The organism is Sulfurospirillum diekertiae, from assembly GCF_002309535.1.
GTDB classification, from domain to species: domain Bacteria; phylum Campylobacterota; class Campylobacteria; order Campylobacterales; family Sulfurospirillaceae; genus Sulfurospirillum; species Sulfurospirillum diekertiae.
Genome location: NZ_CP023275.1, coordinates 821,533 through 839,890, shown reverse-complemented (window position 1 = coordinate 839,890; position 18,358 = coordinate 821,533). Strand labels below are relative to the sequence as shown.

Below are 18,358 nucleotides of genomic sequence, written 5' to 3'. Positions count from 1 at the left end.
CTAAGTTATGTAAGAAGTCTGTTAAAATATTACATCAAATATATAGCATGGAAATAGCATAAAAATTTAAGTATATTTTAAGTATATAAAAATTAACTCACACTTTTACACCATTTCTTTTGGCGTTAAAACCCACAGCTCAACTTTTTCATTCTCTCTTGAATCTGTACGTTTTGTTTTTTTTGATGAAGCGTTCACGTCTCGTCTGAGGTGTAACTCTTTTTTAAAGCGGCCGTTAGTGCGTAATTCTTCGATGATGGGATGGGGACTTTTTGCATCAATAACTTGCGCTAGGTTGGAGAAAAGAAGCACTATTTTCCCATGACATGTAAGGTGTGTTTTTGGGCTTGCTCAAAAAACCGTGGAAAGAGCTCTTTCTCATAATAAATTGCTTTATCAAGCCCCTCTTCCAAGCTATGCTTTGCTAGTAACCAAGGTGGATTAAACACAATCACATCCGCTTTAACATCGCAATTTTCAAATAAATCGCCATGATTGAGGGTTATATTTGCTTCATAATCCAATCGCTTGCACTCTTGCGCCACGCCGATAATCGCATTTTTATTGGTATCGGATGCGAAGATAGTTTTAAAACCATTTTGGATGAGTTGAAACGATAAAATGCCACTTCCTACGCCTATTTCTATCGCTTTTTCTTTTGAACCAACGTATTTTTTGAGCCACCTATCAAAGAGCGTTAAATGCTCAAATCGTGTGGGAAAATACGCCCCATAAAAAGGGTGAAGCGTGATACCTAGTGTTTTTACTTCAATGCCTTTTTGGTACCACTGCCACGCGCTGTTCATCCCCTGAATTTCAGGAAAAGAGACATAAAAGTCAGCAATTTCGGGGTATAGCACTTTCAACCAACCAATCACGGGAGCCTTCTTCACAACCAGTTTATGACCTTTGACTTCCACTAACAAACGGTGCGATGCCTCTCTGAAGGCGCTACGAAAATCGCGTTGTCCTTGAAATTTTTTATCGGTGTAATAAACTAAAAGCGTTCGTTTGAGTTCAGCCAAAATTTCTAAACCATTGCTGTAAAACTCTTCCACCAGAACATACGTCCCTGCGATCATTTCCTGCACGGCAGCCTTTGCATCCGTGTCGTGATAAAAACGTATCACTTCGATTTCGGAGGTAATAATTGGCGGTCTATCGGGTTGGAGAGTGAGTAAATCGTGATTCATGGAGGATGCCTTTATAATGTGATGCAGTCTAGTGTATAAAGGCTTTAGTACGGGTTGGTTTTTTGATGAGTGAGATACAAAAAAAGAGTGGATGGACATTACTAGCTTTTTACATGTAAAGATAGTTCAACGTTAAGCCCTCCCTTTACATGTAAAAATAAAAAGTGAAATTTAGTGGTTCTTTTTGAGCAAAAACTCCCTCCCCACTTTAACCTTTGGTGTGCCACCATAAGCGATGATGTCAGCTGTGGCATTGGTCTCGCTCCATTTTTCGGGAAGAAATGAACCTGTTCCGATGATGTCGATGGGTGCTTTTGCGCATGCCATTGAACGGCACTTTTGTGGTGTAAAACCTGAAGAAGCGATGATGCGTACTTTGGAAAATCCCGCATGATCAAGCGTTTCTCGCATGCTCCAGATGGCTGCCGCCGAAACGCCTGTGCCGATCAAGTCATGGAGTTCCGCTTCCGTACGGTAGTCACGCACCGCGTCAGGAACATGCCGTCCTAAAACATGATAGCTCTCTTGCGTATCAAGCCCCTCTAAAAAACGTCCGCCATGCGTATCAAGGCGAACAGCGATCTTACCATCGCGTGCGAACTTTGGAAAAGCGTGGCATACTTCTAAGGTATCGGTGATTTCTCGACCGAAATAATCCGCCAAAATGGGGATGTTCTCCGTTGGAAAACATTCATGGAACATCTCAGCCGCACGAAGCGTTGAACCTGCGTAGCCGATGAGCGCGTGGGGAACCGTGCCTAAGCCTTTTTCACATCCAAAGAAATGTGCCGTTGCATCGGTCGCATTGCCAATAAAACCCACTGCACCTAAACGTTGTGCCACACGTGAACCCACCGATGCCCCATACGCCATCATCTCAGCCATCTCAGTTCCTGCACAGTGACGCGCGTCCATCGCTAAAAATGAGACATGTGGAAGCATTTGACACATTTCATAGGCGTTGTAAGCAGCAACACATGCCGAGCCTAATTTTTGTAAAATGATCGTCTCTAATTCTACTAAATGCATAAACGAACCACTAAGATAAAACAAAGGCTCACCAGCACCTACCCATTCACCCTCCTCGTGCGTCGTTTCGATGATAACGTTGATGCCACGACTTGTCGCTTGTGTTTGAATCCACTGCGTGGCTAAACGTGTCGCACAAAGCACTGGGCGGCGTAAAAAGAAGGCATACGTGACTTCGGTATCGCCAAAATGTTCGATGATTGCTTTGGTATTGGAAAAATATTTATCCGTCCATGCGGTCACATCAGTGAGACCAAGTTCATTACTGTTTTGCATACAGCTCCTTGTTTTTTCATCCTGCCTTTATAGTCTCATTTTGCTATACTATTGCTTAGAATATGCGAATAGGCTCTTCAATTCTTTGAAATCGTGAGCTTTAAAAAGGTTAAAGATGACACAACAGAGCACATGGATAAAATGGTGGCGAATGACAAGGCCCCATACCTTAACCGCTTCGTTTGTCCCCGTCATCTTAGGTACAGCCTTGGCGTTAGAATACACTTACACAGTACACTGGAACCTCTTTTGGGCAATGCTGATTGCTTCCATGCTCATTCAAATTGCTACCAATCTTTTCAATGAATATTTTGACTATAAACGTGGACTCGATACGGAAGATTCCATCGGCATCGGCGGGAGCATCGTGCGCGATGGCTTTGAGCCTAAAACCATTTCCAATTTAGCCAAACTCTTATGTCTCATTTCCCTTGGCATCGGGCTTTACATCTGCATCCACAGCAGTTGGTGGGTTGGGCTTGCAGGTGTGGGGTGCATGGCGGTGGGGTATTTGTATTCAGGTGGGGCTAAACCCATCGCGTATACGCCGTTTGGCGAGATTGCCTCGGGGCTTTTTATGGGGCTGTTTATTCTCTGGATCGCCTTTTTTATTCAAGCAGATACCCTCACGATGCGCGCGGTGCTCATCTCCCTGCCCATCGGCTTTTTAGTGGGTGCTATCAATATGGCAAACAACATTCGAGACCTAGACAACGACCAAGAAAAAGGGCGACGCACCTTGCCCATCGTTTTAGGGTACGAACAAGCGGTTAAAGTCTTTAGCTACGTCATCGCCGCCGCATATCTGTGGATGGTCGGTTTAGTTTTGGCGCACGTCATTTCTTTTTGGGCACTGCTGGTTTTCTTGAGTCTGCCCAAAGCCTTGCAAGCCATCCTCGGCTTTAAAACCAAAGGAACTGCCCTTAAGCTAATGCCCGCCATGCAAGCCACCGCACAACTCTCAACCCTCTTTGGACTGCTTTTATTTGTGGGAATTATTTGGGATCATGTGGTTTAAGATGAATTTCGAATCCATTTTAAATCGCCCTGAAAATTGGAATGAAGGACAAAAAAAGACAGGTGACTTTAAAAAGTAGCCTGTCAGTTTTATTTCGGCAGACATTAAATTAACTCATACTCTTCATTAACCAGCTTTTGACATCAGATACCCCAATATTGTGGCGAAAATTGAATGTTGATGTTTTTTCCCAAGCTACTCCATCGGGTCTTGCAAAAGCGATTCTGTATTTGGCTGCTACGTTGTTTTCATCTTCCTCTACTGCTTTAGTTAAGTCGCTCATAGAGAGTAACTCTCTTTTGAACGGTTCACCAACGACATGTTCAGTTGTATCGGCTAGCTCTTCATATGAGAGTGTGTCACCTGCAACAAAAATTATTTCATTCTTGATCTTAGGCATAAAGAAAACAATCTCAGCAGTTAATCGACCAATATCTTCAGGGGTTGTAACAGTAACTTTATAATTCCAATCTCCCAATGCATGAACTGTTTTTTCTTTAAGATCAACGATTCCAAAATCTGATGAGAAAAGATAGCTGGTAAAGATTCCAGTAGACACTATTATCCAGTCAGTCGTATTTTGAGAACGTAATAATTCTCGAACATCATATTGTTCATCCCATACAGGTTGTCCGCTTCCTTTTCCAACAATATCATAGTCAACACCAAACTGCCAAGGCACATAGGTGGGAACCTGAGCATTCAGTACTGCCTTGGTAATCTTAATCTGTGTTCCTTGTCCACCCACAAAACCACTACAATTAATGATGGTTCCAAATTTAGAAAAAATTCCGCTAAGCGTTGCTATTGAATCTTTCTCTAGGTCGCCCATAGTAACGCCTATATGATTCATTTCAAAGTCACAAAGGCGTTGAATTTTACGTTTATCGGATGATTCTATTGATTCCTTTTTGAGTAAAACATTAAGAGATCCTTGATTCGTTTTTAACTTTTTAGCAAATGCGTCTATCATTGCCAAACCTAATTCTCCAGCTCCAATAATGAGAATATTATCATTCATTCGTGCTCCTTTATGTATTCATATGCATCTGGTTAGTATATTTTTTACACCAAATTATGTAAATAGGAATTTCTATAAATTGTATGCATAATTCTATAAAGCAGCTTACCGTTAAAATGAAATGCCTTTGAGATATGTTCAGATTCTTGAGATTTAAAGCGTAAGGATTTATTCTAAAGTATACTCTTCATAAGATGCTTTTGTATCCTTTGGAGAAAAGCCAAAGTATTTTTTGAACTCCCTACTAAAATGAGAAATATTGTCATATCCCACTTTGATAGCCACTTCATTGACTTTTAGTTTTTCTTGGATCATTAAATCTCTCGCTTTTGTTAAACGAATCTTCTTTATATACTGCAAAGGGCTATGTGCCGTAATATTTTTAAAATGAGCATGAAAAGAAGCGACACTCATATCTTCTTTTCGTGCAAGAGATTCTATATCGAGATCGTTTGCAAAGTCATTATGTATCGTTTGTAATGTTCTTGCAATTTTTGCTTCTTTTGAAGATTGATCAAATAATTTATAGAGAAATTTTGAATTTTCACCTTTTAAGACCCTATAAAACAGTTCCCGAAGAAGTGATTTACCTAAGATTTTTGATTCCTCTTTTGATTTTATAGCTTCTATCAATCTATATAAAATATTTTCTATTTCGGGCGTCACTCTATCTACAAATGTTCCTTGCAAAGTATCCTTATCTTGTAGAGAAAACTCTGGCGATAACTCTTGTATCAGTTGATGTATTTCATTTGAATCGATTGAAATAATCATACTTATCATTGGCTCTGCCTCAGAAGCAAAATCTGTTTGACTCTCTAGTGGTAGTTTTGATGAAGCCACTAAATAATTACTTTCATTATATTCTAAAGTATGGTTATTCAATTTAACCGTTTTACTATTTTGAAACGTAAACACAATCCAGTTATCATAAAGGCAAGGACTTAAAACCATGGGTTTACTTATTTTCAATAGTTTTACGGCATCTATAAAAGTATTGTAAAAACCATCTTTTTTTAAAAATGTACTAAACTGATTCACGATTGCTTTATTCATGAAGAAAATAACCTTTTTATTTCTTATCTATTTTTACTATTCTTGAAGAATAATAGCGTAATATAAAATATGACTAACGCCTGATGAATCGTGTAAAAAAATAAACGTGAGTCTGGCTAAAAACTTTGATCATTTCTTTTACATGTAAACCTAAAAAACACCTTCTCCCCTCTATTCTCCCCAATTCCTTTCTTTTAAACTAATCCTCCCCGTGCTATAGTAACACCTTCATTTCCACAAGGATAACCATGCGATATTTGATTTTGATAACGCTGATTTGGGCGTTTTCGTTTAGCTTTATTGGTGAAGTTTTAGCAGGTAAAGTCGATAGCTATTTTGCGGTGTTGGTGCGTATTGGACTCGCATCACTGGTTTTTTTACCGTTTACGAAATTTCGAGGCGTTCCCACGACATTAAAGATCAAAATCATGCTGATCGGCGGTGTGCAAATTGGCTTCATGTATATCTTTTTCTATCAATCGTTTTTATTTCTCACCGTTCCTGAGGTCATTCTTTTCACCATTTTTACACCTATCTATGTGACACTGCTTTATGATGGCCTGAAAGGGCAGTTTAAACCGCTGTATCTTATCAGCACAGGGGTGGCGGTTTTGGGGGCGTATATTATTCGTTATCAAAACGTCAATTCTGAGTTTATCACAGGTTTTTTGATGGTGCAAGGGGCAAATATCTGCTTTGCGCTTGGGCAAACTGCCTATAAAAAAGTTATGGAATCCAATGCAAATATTTCACAAAGTGATGTATTTGGTTACTTTCACTTTGGAGCGCTGATTATCGGCATCGTTGCTTTTGGACTGTTTGCCAACACTGATAAACTCTCACCCACTTTGATACAATGGGGCGTTTTAGTGTGGTTAGGGGTTGTCGCTTCGGGTCTTGGGTATTTTTTGTGGAACAAAGGCGCATGTGAAGTCGATGCAGGGGTGCTTGCCATCATGAACAATGTACACGTTCCCGCAGGGTTGATTGTAAACATTCTCATCTGGGGAACGCCGACCAATTATTTCTTACTGACTTTGGGAAGTGGGGTTATTGCCTTTTCATGGTGGTTACATCATCTTTTTATGAAGCACTATCATACGACATAATCGTAGCGGTAGGTTGGGTTTGGACGTCCTGGTTGCAGGCATTTTGAAGCTTCGATTTTTTGAGTAACCTCATTGCCACATACCTCAGAAAGGACCTCTGTTACAATACGATCTAACGCTGCTGGATTCATTTCAACACGCGCATTTAACGTCATTTGAGCCTGATTTCCGCTTCCTACACTGCCTCTTATGCTAAGAGATTCACACGTTCCTGTCACATTGCCTATCACGTACTTTTTGTCTGCTTCGAGTAACACTTTGACATGCCCAATGGCTAAGTTTAAAGCATCAAACCGCTCTGCCAAGCTTTTTAAAATTTTGTGCGTGAACGCATCCCAATTCACAGAGTGACCTTGAAGGGTGACTGTCGTGTTAAGCCATCCAAGCACGGCTTCGCCTTGCGCGTAAATATCATAATCCACTTCGGCTAAGTGCGTTCCTGCTACTGTAGAATGGCTCACTTCATCGAGCCACAGTTCCAAGCCTTCACCGCTTTTAACGCTTAAGGAGAAGATTTTAGCTAATGGCCATCTCTTGGCAACTCGTCTTTTTAAGGTTTCAAGCGCATCACGTGAGAGTAAATCTATTTTTGTGATGACAATCATATCGGCTTCATCAAGCTGTTTTTGAAGAATATACGCCGCACTTTCATGAAATCCCGATGTGCCACCTTTGAGTATAGCATTCAACCGTTCGGGATCGACTAAAACACTCAGTGGCGAAACAATCAAATCCTCTTCGAATTTTTGTTTTAAAGGCTGCATAATCGTGGCAGAAAGATCCGTGCAACTGCCTACAGGTTCAGCAATAATCATCTCCATAGCACCTTTTGCTTTGAGGTGAGAGATAGCCTCTACAAAACCATTGAAATTACAGCAAAAGCAGCTACCACTCACCTCTGTAACGCAACGGAGAGAACGCTCAAGAAACGCTGTATCGACCAGTCCTGAGGCTTGATCATTGGTGATTAAACCAACGTGTTTGCCTTGTTCACTCAGCATTCGTGCCGACTCACACAACAGCGTAGTTTTACCCGCTCCCAAAAATCCACCCACTAAAATAATACGTGTTTTCATCATCATCCTTTTTATTGGCAGTCACATTTTTCACATTTGTTGCGCATCAGAGGCTCAATGAGGTATGTAAATAAAAATCCAGCACTCATGCCTCCAAGCAAAGGAGCTAAGATATAAACCCAAAAGAAACCTCCAACTTGATCAGGAAAAGAAGCCTCTTTCCACCCAAAGATCCATGCAACCATACGAGGACTAAAATCCCGTGCAGGGTTCAGTCCTGCTTGCGTTAAAGGGGCGATAAGGCAGATGATGGAAGTGACGGCGAGCCCTATGAGAATGGGGGCTATATTGTCATCGGGTCGTCCCAAATTACAGCTCTCCGTCAAACAAAAAATGATAATCACAAGGCAGAACGTTCCAAATCCCTCTGCAATCATTGCCAAGGGCAGCGAGACGATAGCGGCAGTGTTAGGGAGTTGATAATATTCACCAAACATTTTCGCGATTGCAATGGACTCTTGCGTACCGCGAATGATGTGATGCGCATTTTCAAAGGCCACAATAGAAGGATTAAAGAGCGCATATACCATCACACCTGCACCAAAAGAGCCAAGAAACTGCCCTAAAAGATAAACAGGCATTTTTTTGATCGTCATTCTTTGGCTCATCACCATTGCCAACGTCACGGCTGGATTGAGATGCGCGCACGATAAATGACGTGCCGCGTAAATGGCAAGGCTCACACCCATACCCCAAATCATCGCTATTTGGAACAAACCTTGATGGGCATTAAACAACACCGACACCGCAACAGAACCACATCCAAACATCACCATCATAAACGTTCCTAAGCATTCACCCATAAATTCACGTTTATATTTCATCATTCGCTCTTACCTACTTTTAAAATATCGGGCACTCTTTTCCATAGCAATATTGGTTAAACTTTTTCTGATCGCATTTCGTTTCCATCTGTGCCAAAAGCTTTACATGTAAAAAGGTTTCGGAGAGCGATGAAGCGATATTGAGCGCTGTCCAGACTTCTCTATGGCAACAGCGTGCCGCTTCGTACTCAGCGATTTTACCGAGTACTGCGTATGTGACCTTTTGAGCCGCAGAGCGTGCTTTTGCCACCACGGGTGAAGCCTCCAATACAATCGCAAAGCCAATGCCAACCCCCGAAGCCGCACCGCAAATCCCTAAAAATCCACAGGCACCACCCATAATACTAGAGCCGCGTGAAAGCGCTGTTTTAAGTGCATTTTCGGGAAGTTTCCCACCGCTGTTTTTATAGGCGGTAACGATAATGGCAGGCACCATGGCATGATGCTCTGGTCCGTGTTTTGGGATGCTTGGATGCTCTCGTATCTGCTGAAAAAGTTTGAGCATATCGCGCTCTTTAGACGTAGCACAGATATGTTCGATGACGGCTAGTGCCTCTTTGGAATGACACGCATCGCACACATAATGCCCCTCTTGGCATGTAACGCTTTGAACGCTCACACTTCCGCAATAATAACATGTCACTTCGTGCGGTGAGGGTGTGTAAACAAGCGCCGATGCGCAGACCATGCAGTTATGGTTTTTCTTAGAAGGTGCTATGCTAAATGAAACCTTTGCTGTCGGTTTTGGCGTCAATAAAAGGCTTGGTTTGGACTCAGGTGGTGTCGCACAACAACAGCTTTGACCCTCTTGATTGGTGACATTACCATCATCGTCCAGTAGAAACAGCTCGCTTTCCAACCGCTTTGCCAAAGCCTCATCAATGCATGTTTTAACCCCTTTAAACAGCACAATACCATTGTCTAATGCAAGACTTTCGCCCACACCTTTGTAGATGACTTCGACCTGCTTTTGCGTGTCTGGCTTGTGTGCCTCAAACGTGATTGAGTAAAACATATGCCCTTGCACCTCACGGTAAAAAAAGCGTTTGATAAGCTCTACGTTCTCAAAACCACTCTCACGTAGCAGTCCTAAAAGATGGGCTTGCGTGAGTGCCCCACCGATGCACTCGCCACTCAGTTTTGCGTCATTGCGGATGAGCGCACTTGCCTCAACATCACACACAACATCGGAAACCACGAGCCTTCCGCCCTTTTTAAGCACCCGAAAGATTTCTGCAAAGAGTTTGCGTTTGTGACTGGAAAGGTTCAGCACACAGTTGGAGGTGATGACATCAAAACGCTCATCTTCTTCTGGCAATGCTTCAAGGTAACCTTTGGCAAACGTGAGGTTGTTATAACCCAGACGTTGTGCCACCTCTTCTGCCCCGCTTCGCGCGATTTTGAGCATGGAGTCGAGCATATCGACACCCACGACACGCCCACTTTTCCCTACAAGTTTTGAGGCGATAAAACACTCAATGCCTCTGCCAGAGCCAAGGTCAAGCATGGATTCACCCATTTTGAGCTTTGCATCTAAGATAGGACTACCACAGCCGTACCCACGAAAGCGCAAATGGGAGGGAATGTGCGAAAGGTACTGCTCTTCGTAACACGCAGGGTTGAGGATGTCTTCTTTATCTTCCAATGCCGCGTCATGGTAAAAGGCTTTCACAAGGCGCAACGATTCGCTCTCGCCTGTGGCAAGTAGACAGTTCGCATGGGTATGCGCCACACCTTCATTTGCGCCGCAACTCTGCAAGATGTCACCCATTTCCAAACACAACGCAGGCTTTACATGTAAAGGCTCAAATCGCTTCGCCTCTTGTGAAATCATCCACAAAGCAAGCTTCTCCAAAAGGGGTTCATACGGGTCATCGCCCATCAAGGTTTTGGCATGAGAAAAGCTGTGGTCTAAGTCGCCACCACCCAGTAAAAAACGAAGTGGCGAAGAGAGTGCGGTGATGGACTGCGCCCAAATCGCTTGAGCCACCTTACTTTCAAGCGCCTCAACAATGCTCTCACCTTCCATTAAAAGCGCACTCTCACCTACCATCGCGGCACTGGGGTAAAAGTGTCCATCGTAGCCTAAAGCGATGGAACTTCGCCCCGAACTAGAGCCGTCATGTACCGTACCTTTGGGGGCAAAGATTTGCGTCTTGAGCGCTTCAAAATTGTCAATAACTAAGCCTAAATTTTGCGCTTTTTCATAGGCATTTATCAGCGCTTTAAAGAGAATGTCTTGGTCTATCAACCTTTCATCAACGCCTCGTCCACGCGAAAAATACCATAAAAAATGCAAATGCCCAGCTTTAAGTTCGCTTGCCAATACCACAATTTTTTCTAAACTTTGAATATTCAGAGGATGCAGACACACTGACAATGAAAACGAATAACCCGTTTTTTGAAGCCAAACGATGTTGTGTTCAAGCTTGTCAAAACTTCCCTGCCCACGGATCGCATCGTGTTCTTTTGGAAGCCCATCAAGGCTGATTTGAAAGTGCAAACGTGACGTTGGAAACTCTTTACATGTAAAGAGTTTTTCAAGCAACATACCATTGGTCAAGATGACCACTTCGGTGTCACTGAGTGCTAAAATTAACTCCACCAGCGCCAACAGCTCAGGATGTACCAACGGTTCACCACCACTAATGATAAAAAGCCGACAACCCAGTGTGTACGCCTCTTTTACATGTAAAGAAATAGACTCAAAATTCAGTGTATCTTTCTCTGTAGGTGAAGAGTTAAAAAGGCAATGTGTACACGAGAGATTGCAACGATTGGTCAGATGGATCCAAAACTCTTGCAGCGCTGTTTTAGAAGTTTGTTTTGGCGTATAAACCAAAGGATTTGGTTCAGAAATACGACGTTTTAACGCCTCATACGTAAGGCTTTTTACCTCACTTTGTAACAAAGCATCCGCACTTGCATTGGGCACAAACCAGTCCGCACTGTGGCGATGCACATAAATAGGACTCTCTTCAAAAACAATACGTTGCCAATTACTTTTCATACCGCTCCAACCTCTTTTTTACACGGTGTTTTAACACCATCGAAACCACCACTAGCACAACCAATAATACCACAGAGAGGTAAAACTCTTGGCTTCCAAAACTTAGCGATTGCGCGCCGATATTGGCGTACACTAAAACTCCTGGCATCATACCCAAAAGCGTTGCAAAGAAAAAATCACGGTAGCGAATCGTTGAGAACCCAGCGCTGTAACTGATGATGTTAAACGGCACAAGGGGGACTAAACGAAGCAGTAAAATCATCACAAAACCATGCTTTTGAACGCTTTTTTGAAAATGAATCAGTTTTTCATGCGCCAATTTTTCACGCATTTTATGGCTGTAAAGTCGTGCAAGGTAAAACGACAATGTACCGCCACACAGTGCGCCTAAAATGATGTAAAAACTCCCCCATGCAAAGCCAAAAATGAGCCCGCCCGCAAGTGCTAAAATACCATCAGGAAAGAAGATAAGCGGTGCAAGCGTAAAAAGAGCTATGAAAATAAGCGGTGCGTAAATACCAAAGCCAAGTACAAACGTTTTGATGGACTCAACTTGTGCGTAAGAGAGCACGCCATTTTTATAAAAGACAAACATCACAATGCCAAAGGCTAAAAAAAGTATGACCTTTTTTATGTGTTATCCTTTAGAGCGCTGATCATTTGACGTGATGTAAAACGGTTATACCATTTTTTTAAAGTTCCCTGCTCTTTTTGCTTCATCTCAAAGGTGGGGTTAAAAATAAGATCGAGCAGATGCACGCCATTTTTACCCCCATGACTCATCGACTCCGCGCAACTTTGGCAGTAACTGACGATGCTTTCGCACTCTGTTTGGTTGGCACGCGTGCGCATTTGCTCATGCGCTAAAGCAGAATTGGTCAGCTCCAACATACCTCCGCTTCCGCAACAAAGCGTCTTCTCACGATTTTGTTTGAACTCTTCAAAAGGTAAACCTATCTGTGCTAAAAGGGTACGAACGTCTTTATGAATCTCTTTTTCATACCGTGTGGGGCACGGGTCATGCAGTGCCATTTTCAGGGTATTTTTATGGCGGTCTTTGGCGCTTTCTGGAAGTCCAATCTGCGCTAACAGTGAATAAAGTGAAACGATTTTAATATGTGGGGCATAGGTTTTAATGCTCATAAAACAGTTTTCACAGGCTGTCACAACGGTGGTCGCACCCATTTTATCTAGGTCTGCTTCAAGCTGTGAGTGGTAGATTTTAAATTGTGCCATATCGCCCATAACACGAGTGGGTGTGCCACAGCATTGTTGAATGATACCAATGCCAGAACATTTGGATTGTAAGTAATTAAAAACGGTGTGAACGAGGTTCGGAGAGTACGAGCTTAGCGCACATCCAGGCATAAATGCCATATGGGTGTACTCTCCAGTTGTAAACTTTTTTGTAGTAGAAAAAAGTTTTGAAAAACTACTTTTTTGATGGAATATCACGCCACCATAGCCATACTTTTTCAACACTTTTTTATCTTCAGCGTAGTTCTTCTTAGAAGCCGTAAAGATCGCGCCAAAGTCAATATCACGTGGACATGCATGTGCACATAAACCACAATTTGCGCATGAAAACGCCATCTGAGAGCTTGGAATCTCCGTGGTGAATTTGGTGAGCAATTTTTTGGGAGAGATGGTAAAGCTGTACAACATCGGACAACCCTTCATACAACTCCTACAATCCACACACTCACGCTCATACGCTTTGATTTTATTTTCCACGATACACCCGCTTAATCAAATAAATCAAAAGTGAAAGGGCAAATAAGATCAAAAGTCCATACACAATCGTTTGAGCACCACCGGTCAGCATTTCTCCCGCATACGAGTAGATCAATGTTGCAGGCAGTTGTCCCACGCCCGTAGCGATCAAAAAAGAACGAAGACTCATAGACGTCAGTCCTGCGGCGTAACTGACCACATCAAACGAGATAAAAGGCAAAAGACGTGCAATCAAAATCGCATACGTGCCATGTTTTTCAAAAAAAGCATCGACACTCTCTAACGCCATCTTGCTGGTCAATTTTTCAACCACTTCACGCCCTAAAAACTTGGCGATGTAAAAGCACAAAAGGGCACCCACCATAGCACTTACCCATGAAAGTGCGGCTCCGTACACCCAACCAAACAGCGCCGCATTGGCAAAGGTGATGAGAAATGCGGGCAAAGGAGCGACAACGGCTTGGAAAACCATCAAGGCAAAGGAGATCAGTGGTGCTAAAATACCAAAAGAGAGGATGTACGCTTTGATTTTTTCAATATCAAGACCTTCAAATAGCCCTACTACATCAAAAAAATAGTTTCGGCTTTGTGGGCACGTAAAAAGAAGGGTGAGCGCGATACCGACAAAGAGCAGTATCGCGATTTTGCGTGGTTTGAACATTATTTGCTAACGGCTAAAACATCTTTGACTTTATCGCGTGGCCAACCGTATTGTCCATCTTTGAGGGTTAAAAGGTTATCTTTTTTAACACCTTTTGAAAGGTAGAAATCATACGCGCGATCCGCTCCTCCACCGCCTCGTGGACAAACAATAATCACTTTTTGACCCTCTTTAATCTCTGGAAGAAGTGCTGCTAGTCTTGCTTTTTCATCTTCTGTTTTCACAGGGTACGCATACGTCGCCAAAGCGCCTTTTAAGTGTTCTTCATCAAAATCAGGTTTTTCTTGAATATCAACAAGAACGATTTTGGAAGCATCTTCGCGTATCAATTTTGCTGTCTCATCCGCTGTAATGTAGTTGTATTTTGAGTTTTCTTTAACCTTTCCACCACCACAACCAATCAATAATAAAGCCGCAATCGGCAACACAAACAATGAAGCAAGTTTCATCTGTTCTCCTAAAAGGGATTTTTACATGTAAGGATTTTGGGAAGTATCAAAAAGAGCAGTTTCATGTCACTTTTGATGTACGCTTAAACCTTAAGCCATTACATGAGTTATCCGACATGATAAACTGTTACGACTTAGAAAAAGGTTAACACGGTCAATGTTTGTTGACTGTTTTTGCTATAATGGCGCTTTTACATGGGAGGATTTTGGACATGCAAACCGAAAACGAGGTGATCGACTATGTCAAGAAAACAACGGCTTTAAACACATTTTTCAACCACGCTCCTTTGCATGTCAGTGAAATTGGAGACGGTAACTTAAATTTTATCTTTCGCCTCTACGATGAAAAGGGAAAAACACTCATACTCAAATACGCAGCGCCCTATCTTAGGCTGCTTGGTGAAGATTTTCCCTTACCCCAAGAGCGTATCTGTGTGGAAATGCACACGCTCTCTTACTTTAAAACTATCGCACCATCCTTCATTCCGAACCTTTACCATTGTGATGAAGCGGCATTTTGCTTTGCGATGGAAGACCTTGTAGGATATAAACTCTTGCAAAGCGCACAGTTAGATCAGTTTATTCCGCTCTCCATTTACACGAAACTGGGCTCATTTTTGGCAACGCTCTACGCTAAAACACCACCAAAACAAGATGCCAATTACTATGAAAATACCACCCTTAAACGCATCAGCGAAGAGTATATTTTCATCTTCCCTTATATTGCCAATCACCCTGCTTTAGTCTTGCCTTCTTACTTTTGCCCTAAACCCAAAAGTGCCCTTTTTCTGCAAAATATTGACCTTCTTTTAAACCTCTTTCAAACGGAAAAAGAGTGTTTACTTCATGGTGATTTGCACACAGGTTCTATCATGACAAAGCATGAAAACCTCGCCATCATCGATGCAGAATTCTCTTTATTTGGTCCTTTGGGCTTTGATGTGGGAACACTTTTAGCGCACATCCTTTTGGGAGAAATCTACACCCTTTTTGAGAAAAAACCTCTCCAATTCAAACCCATCATTTCCGCCTTGTGGAGATCCTTTGAAAAAAAAGTGGGTGGCGTACCTGAACACATTTTAAAGCAGAGTGTCGGCTTTTGTGGAGCAGAGCTTTCGCGCCGTTTGGTCGTCCCTGCCAAAGCTAAACCTCTTGAAGCAATTCGTTCTAAAAAAGCCAAAACAAAAGCCTATGCGCTGTGTGAAAACCTGAGCATAGAGCTGGTTGAACACTTTTTACATGTAAAGAGTGTGGAAGAATTTATCGCTATTGTGGAGCGGCATTTATGCGCCAAAACGCACTAATTCTTTTTATGAAAGCGCCCCTTGTTGGTCGAGTAAAAACACGCCTTGCTGAGCATATTGGCGATGAAAACGCTACCATACTTTACCGCTTAATGTGTGAACAACTGCTCAGCATAACGCTACCACACGATGTCGATGTTATCGTGGCGTATGATGATGAAGCACGTATGTCTTTACCTGCTTATGTGGAACATAAACCTCTCTTGTATCAAAGCGGCAAGGACTTGGGTGAGCGCATGAAAAATGCCTTTGAAACAGTATTTGCACAAGGATATGAACGCGCTATTTTAGTGGGTTCGGATATTCCCGAAGTGGATGAACTCCTTTTAAAAGAAGCGTTTGACTTACTTTCTTCCAACGATGCCCTACTCTCTCCTACGCTAGATGGCGGGTATTATCTCATTGGTTTTCATGCTGACACCTTTTGCCAAGAGGCGTTTAAAGGCATTACCTACAGCCAAAACGATGTCTATGCTAAAACGCTTTCAAAGATGGCACATCTTCGCGTTGCCAAAGGGGCGATGCTTTCTGACATCGACACATTGGATGACCTGCGTGTTTTTACATGTAAAGCGTTTACGACACCTCTGACACACTTCGCACAGCGTATTTTAGGCACATTGCCCCACATCAGTGTCATCATCCCCGTATACCATGAAGACGAAACACTGCTGAAAACCCTAGCACATTTGAGAGAGATGGCACAAAATAAAAACTACGAAATTATCGTGGTCGACACACAGGAAAAAACAACGGTGGAGCATTTAGCCTTACAAGATGTTCACATCGTCTTTGCCCCAAAAGGAAGAGCCTCCCAGATGAATGAAGGCGCACGCAAAGCACGGGGAGACATTGTGCTTTTTTTACATGCCGATACTCTGCTTCCAAACGCATGGGACACGCTCATCCAAGAATCTTTACATGTAAACAAAGCGGGCGCTTTTTCACTGGGGATTGATGATGCCAACGTTGTCCTTCGTTTCATCGAAACCATGGCAAATCTTCGCACCTCTTTTTCTCAAATCCCTTACGGCGACCAAGCCCAATTTTTTAAAACTTCTTTTTTTAGAAACCTCGGTGGCTACGCAGAAATTCCGCTCATGGAAGATGTGGAGATGATGAAACGCATTCAAAAACAAGGTGAAAAGATCGCCCTTTTAAAATCCAAAGTCTTAACGTCATCCAGAAGATGGCAGAAAGAAGGCATCGTTTACACCACCCTTCGCAACCGTGTTTTAAGCTTTTTATACTGGTGTGGTGTTTCACCAAAACATTTGGTTAAACGCTATAAAACACACCAAAAATAAATTGAGTATAATTTACTGATAGTTTTATGGACAGGAGATAATCCATGTTAGGGACGCATGATCTTTGGCTTTTCATCCTTTCAGGCTTGCTTTTAAATATGACACCAGGCGTTGATACGCTGTATATTGTCGGACGTTCCAGTACGCAAGGATTTCGTGCGGGATTTTTTGCAGCCCTTGGTATTGGTACGGGATGTCTGGTGCATATCTTCGCAACAACGATTGGACTTTCAGCTTTGCTCGCAACCTCGGCAATGGCATTTAGCATTATTAAAAGCATCGGTGCCGCTTATTTGATTTACATTGGTATCACGATATTACGCTCAACGCAAACCCCTTTACATGTAAAAACAAAAACCGGTCATCAAACCTTAAAAAATATCTTTTGGCAAGGCTTTCTTACCAATATGCTCAACCCCAAAGTAGCACTTTTTTTCCTTGCATTTTTACCGCAATTTGTAGATATTGCATCCAATAACAAGGCATTGAGTATGCTGTTTTTAGGTATTTTATTTGACATCAATGGCACAGTCTGGAATATCATTGTCGCGTGGTTGTCGATGGTCTTTATCTCAAAATTACAAGCGCATCATACCTTTGCACTTTGGTTCAATAGAAGTATTGGTGCGCTTTTTTTAGCGCTTGGTATCAAACTTTTACACGAAGAACTTTGAACTCAAGTTATCTTTTTGCCAGCATTGTTTTAAAAATTTCATACAGTTCAGGAAATGTTTCAAACCCTTCAATGCCCAAAAAGTGACCGCCGCGAGGGATTTCAAGAAGGGCGCTGTCAAGTTTAACGCCTATAGTCTTGCTTATAAAGGGCGGCACGTACATATCGTTGTCGGAAAAGATGACATACTTTTGAGCGACACTGCGGGAGAGCTTGGAAAAATTCAGCGTAATATCAACAAACGAATTAAGATTGGGAAAAACTTCGAGCGGTTTATCAAAAGGAGAGACTAAGATCATACCGCCAAGGGCAAAATTCTCTTGAAGCGTATCTAGGTAATGCAAAAGGGTGATACAGCCTAAACTGTGCGCGATGATAAACGTCTCGTTGCTCGGCATGCCGATTTTATCGTGAAGTTTTTCCAGCCATTCATCCATGTCAGGAGTATCGGGTGTTGGCATACGTAACACTTCAACTTCTATGCCATAATCGGCATGAACTTTTTCGACAAACCATGGAAACCAATGATCCGTTGGTGAAGCAAAATAACCATGAATAATGTAAATTTTTTTCATTCAAGCCTCTTGTGCAATCTTTTAAATATGATACATTAAGAGT

18 protein-coding genes are annotated in these 18,358 nt (G+C 42.3%); 5 read left to right on the top strand and 13 right to left on the bottom strand.

The window, feature by feature from the left end; genetic code table 11:
• Positions 1 to 105: 105 nt before the first annotated feature.
• The 3 genes from SJPD1_RS04275 to SJPD1_RS04265 all read right to left on the bottom strand — a co-directional run bounded on the left by SJPD1_RS04275 (position 106) and on the right by SJPD1_RS04265 (position 2,498).
• Positions 106 to 312, bottom strand: a complete 207-nt coding sequence (locus SJPD1_RS04275) for a hypothetical protein (RefSeq protein ID WP_096046118.1) — start codon at positions 310 to 312, stop codon at positions 106 to 108.
• Entirely contained in the window at positions 312 to 1,193 is an 882-nt protein-coding gene (locus SJPD1_RS04270; RefSeq protein WP_168171315.1) for a 50S ribosomal protein L11 methyltransferase, read from the bottom strand. The genes SJPD1_RS04275 and SJPD1_RS04270 overlap by 1 nt, the downstream gene beginning before the upstream one ends.
• Positions 1,194 to 1,364: 171 nt before the next feature.
• Positions 1,365 to 2,498, bottom strand: coding sequence for a nicotinate phosphoribosyltransferase (locus SJPD1_RS04265; RefSeq protein ID WP_096046116.1), 1,134 nt, complete (start codon positions 2,496 to 2,498; stop codon positions 1,365 to 1,367).
• A gap of 151 nt (positions 2,499 to 2,649) precedes the next feature.
• Here SJPD1_RS04265 and SJPD1_RS04260 point away from each other — a divergent pair, with 151 nt between their 5' ends.
• The gene (locus tag SJPD1_RS04260; RefSeq protein ID WP_210394409.1) at positions 2,650 to 3,516 is read left to right on the top strand and encodes a 1,4-dihydroxy-2-naphthoate polyprenyltransferase; all 867 of its coding nucleotides are present in this window, start codon (positions 2,650 to 2,652) and stop codon (positions 3,514 to 3,516) included.
• Between the two features lie 109 nt (positions 3,517 to 3,625).
• Here SJPD1_RS04260 and SJPD1_RS04255 read toward each other — a convergent pair whose 3' ends face one another.
• Together SJPD1_RS04255 and SJPD1_RS04250 are read right to left on the bottom strand one after the other, a co-directional pair.
• Positions 3,626 to 4,537 (bottom strand): aromatic alcohol reductase, encoded by a 912-nt coding sequence (locus tag SJPD1_RS04255; RefSeq protein ID WP_096046114.1) that lies wholly within the window; start codon positions 4,535 to 4,537, stop codon positions 3,626 to 3,628.
• Between the two features lie 168 nt (positions 4,538 to 4,705).
• Positions 4,706 to 5,593 (bottom strand): AraC family transcriptional regulator, encoded by an 888-nt coding sequence (locus SJPD1_RS04250; RefSeq protein WP_096046113.1) that lies wholly within the window; start codon positions 5,591 to 5,593, stop codon positions 4,706 to 4,708.
• Positions 5,594 to 5,841: 248 nt separating this feature from the next.
• On the opposite strand from SJPD1_RS04250, the gene SJPD1_RS04245 reads away from it, so the two are divergent.
• Positions 5,842 to 6,702 carry a DMT family transporter gene (locus SJPD1_RS04245; RefSeq protein ID WP_096046112.1) on the top strand — a complete coding sequence of 287 codons (861 nt, stop codon included), beginning with the start codon at positions 5,842 to 5,844 and terminating at the stop codon, positions 6,700 to 6,702.
• Here the strand turns inward: SJPD1_RS04245 and SJPD1_RS04240 are convergent.
• From SJPD1_RS04240 to SJPD1_RS04210, 7 genes are read right to left on the bottom strand one after another with little or no spacing between them, the layout of a single operon-like run.
• Positions 6,690 to 7,778, bottom strand: coding sequence for a GTP-binding protein (locus SJPD1_RS04240; RefSeq protein WP_096046111.1), 1,089 nt, complete (start codon positions 7,776 to 7,778; stop codon positions 6,690 to 6,692). The two genes, SJPD1_RS04245 and SJPD1_RS04240, sit on opposite strands and share 13 nt — an antisense overlap.
• Positions 7,779 to 7,789: 11 nt before the next feature.
• The gene (locus SJPD1_RS04235) at positions 7,790 to 8,602 is read right to left on the bottom strand and encodes an MIP/aquaporin family protein (RefSeq protein ID WP_096046110.1); all 813 of its coding nucleotides are present in this window, start codon (positions 8,600 to 8,602) and stop codon (positions 7,790 to 7,792) included.
• Positions 8,603 to 8,621: 19 nt separating this feature from the next.
• A complete protein-coding gene (locus tag SJPD1_RS04230; protein ID WP_096046109.1) occupies positions 8,622 to 11,612 on the bottom strand; it encodes a DUF5714 domain-containing protein in 2,991 nt (996 codons plus the stop codon).
• Complete coding sequence (locus SJPD1_RS04225) at positions 11,602 to 12,207, bottom strand: TVP38/TMEM64 family protein (RefSeq protein WP_096046108.1); 606 nt, start codon at positions 12,205 to 12,207, stop codon at positions 11,602 to 11,604. The genes SJPD1_RS04230 and SJPD1_RS04225 overlap by 11 nt, the downstream gene beginning before the upstream one ends.
• A 35-nt stretch (positions 12,208 to 12,242) precedes the next feature.
• Positions 12,243 to 13,346, bottom strand: a complete 1,104-nt coding sequence (locus tag SJPD1_RS04220; protein WP_138070101.1) for a (Fe-S)-binding protein — start codon at positions 13,344 to 13,346, stop codon at positions 12,243 to 12,245.
• Positions 13,336 to 14,007, bottom strand: a complete 672-nt coding sequence (locus tag SJPD1_RS04215; protein WP_096046106.1) for a TVP38/TMEM64 family protein — start codon at positions 14,005 to 14,007, stop codon at positions 13,336 to 13,338. Before SJPD1_RS04215 ends, SJPD1_RS04220 begins: the two co-directional genes overlap by 11 nt.
• Complete coding sequence (locus SJPD1_RS04210; protein WP_096046105.1) at positions 14,007 to 14,456, bottom strand: rhodanese-like domain-containing protein; 450 nt, start codon at positions 14,454 to 14,456, stop codon at positions 14,007 to 14,009. The genes SJPD1_RS04215 and SJPD1_RS04210 overlap by 1 nt, the downstream gene beginning before the upstream one ends.
• Positions 14,457 to 14,668: 212 nt before the next feature.
• On the opposite strand from SJPD1_RS04210, the gene SJPD1_RS04205 reads away from it, so the two are divergent.
• Genes SJPD1_RS04205 through SJPD1_RS04195 form a run of 3 tightly spaced genes read left to right on the top strand, consistent with a single transcriptional unit; the run spans position 14,669 to position 17,741 of the window.
• Complete coding sequence (locus tag SJPD1_RS04205; RefSeq protein ID WP_168171314.1) at positions 14,669 to 15,760, top strand: phosphotransferase; 1,092 nt, start codon at positions 14,669 to 14,671, stop codon at positions 15,758 to 15,760.
• Positions 15,742 to 17,067 carry a TIGR04283 family arsenosugar biosynthesis glycosyltransferase gene (locus SJPD1_RS04200; RefSeq protein WP_096046103.1) on the top strand — a complete coding sequence of 442 codons (1,326 nt, stop codon included), beginning with the start codon at positions 15,742 to 15,744 and terminating at the stop codon, positions 17,065 to 17,067. Before SJPD1_RS04205 ends, SJPD1_RS04200 begins: the two co-directional genes overlap by 19 nt.
• A gap of 44 nt (positions 17,068 to 17,111) precedes the next feature.
• Positions 17,112 to 17,741, top strand: coding sequence for a LysE family translocator (locus SJPD1_RS04195; protein ID WP_096046102.1), 630 nt, complete (start codon positions 17,112 to 17,114; stop codon positions 17,739 to 17,741).
• Between the two features lie 7 nt (positions 17,742 to 17,748).
• Here the strand turns inward: SJPD1_RS04195 and SJPD1_RS04190 are convergent, their stop codons facing one another.
• Positions 17,749 to 18,315 (bottom strand): RBBP9/YdeN family alpha/beta hydrolase, encoded by a 567-nt coding sequence (locus SJPD1_RS04190; RefSeq protein ID WP_096046101.1) that lies wholly within the window; start codon positions 18,313 to 18,315, stop codon positions 17,749 to 17,751.
• Positions 18,316 to 18,358 lie beyond the last annotated feature (43 nt).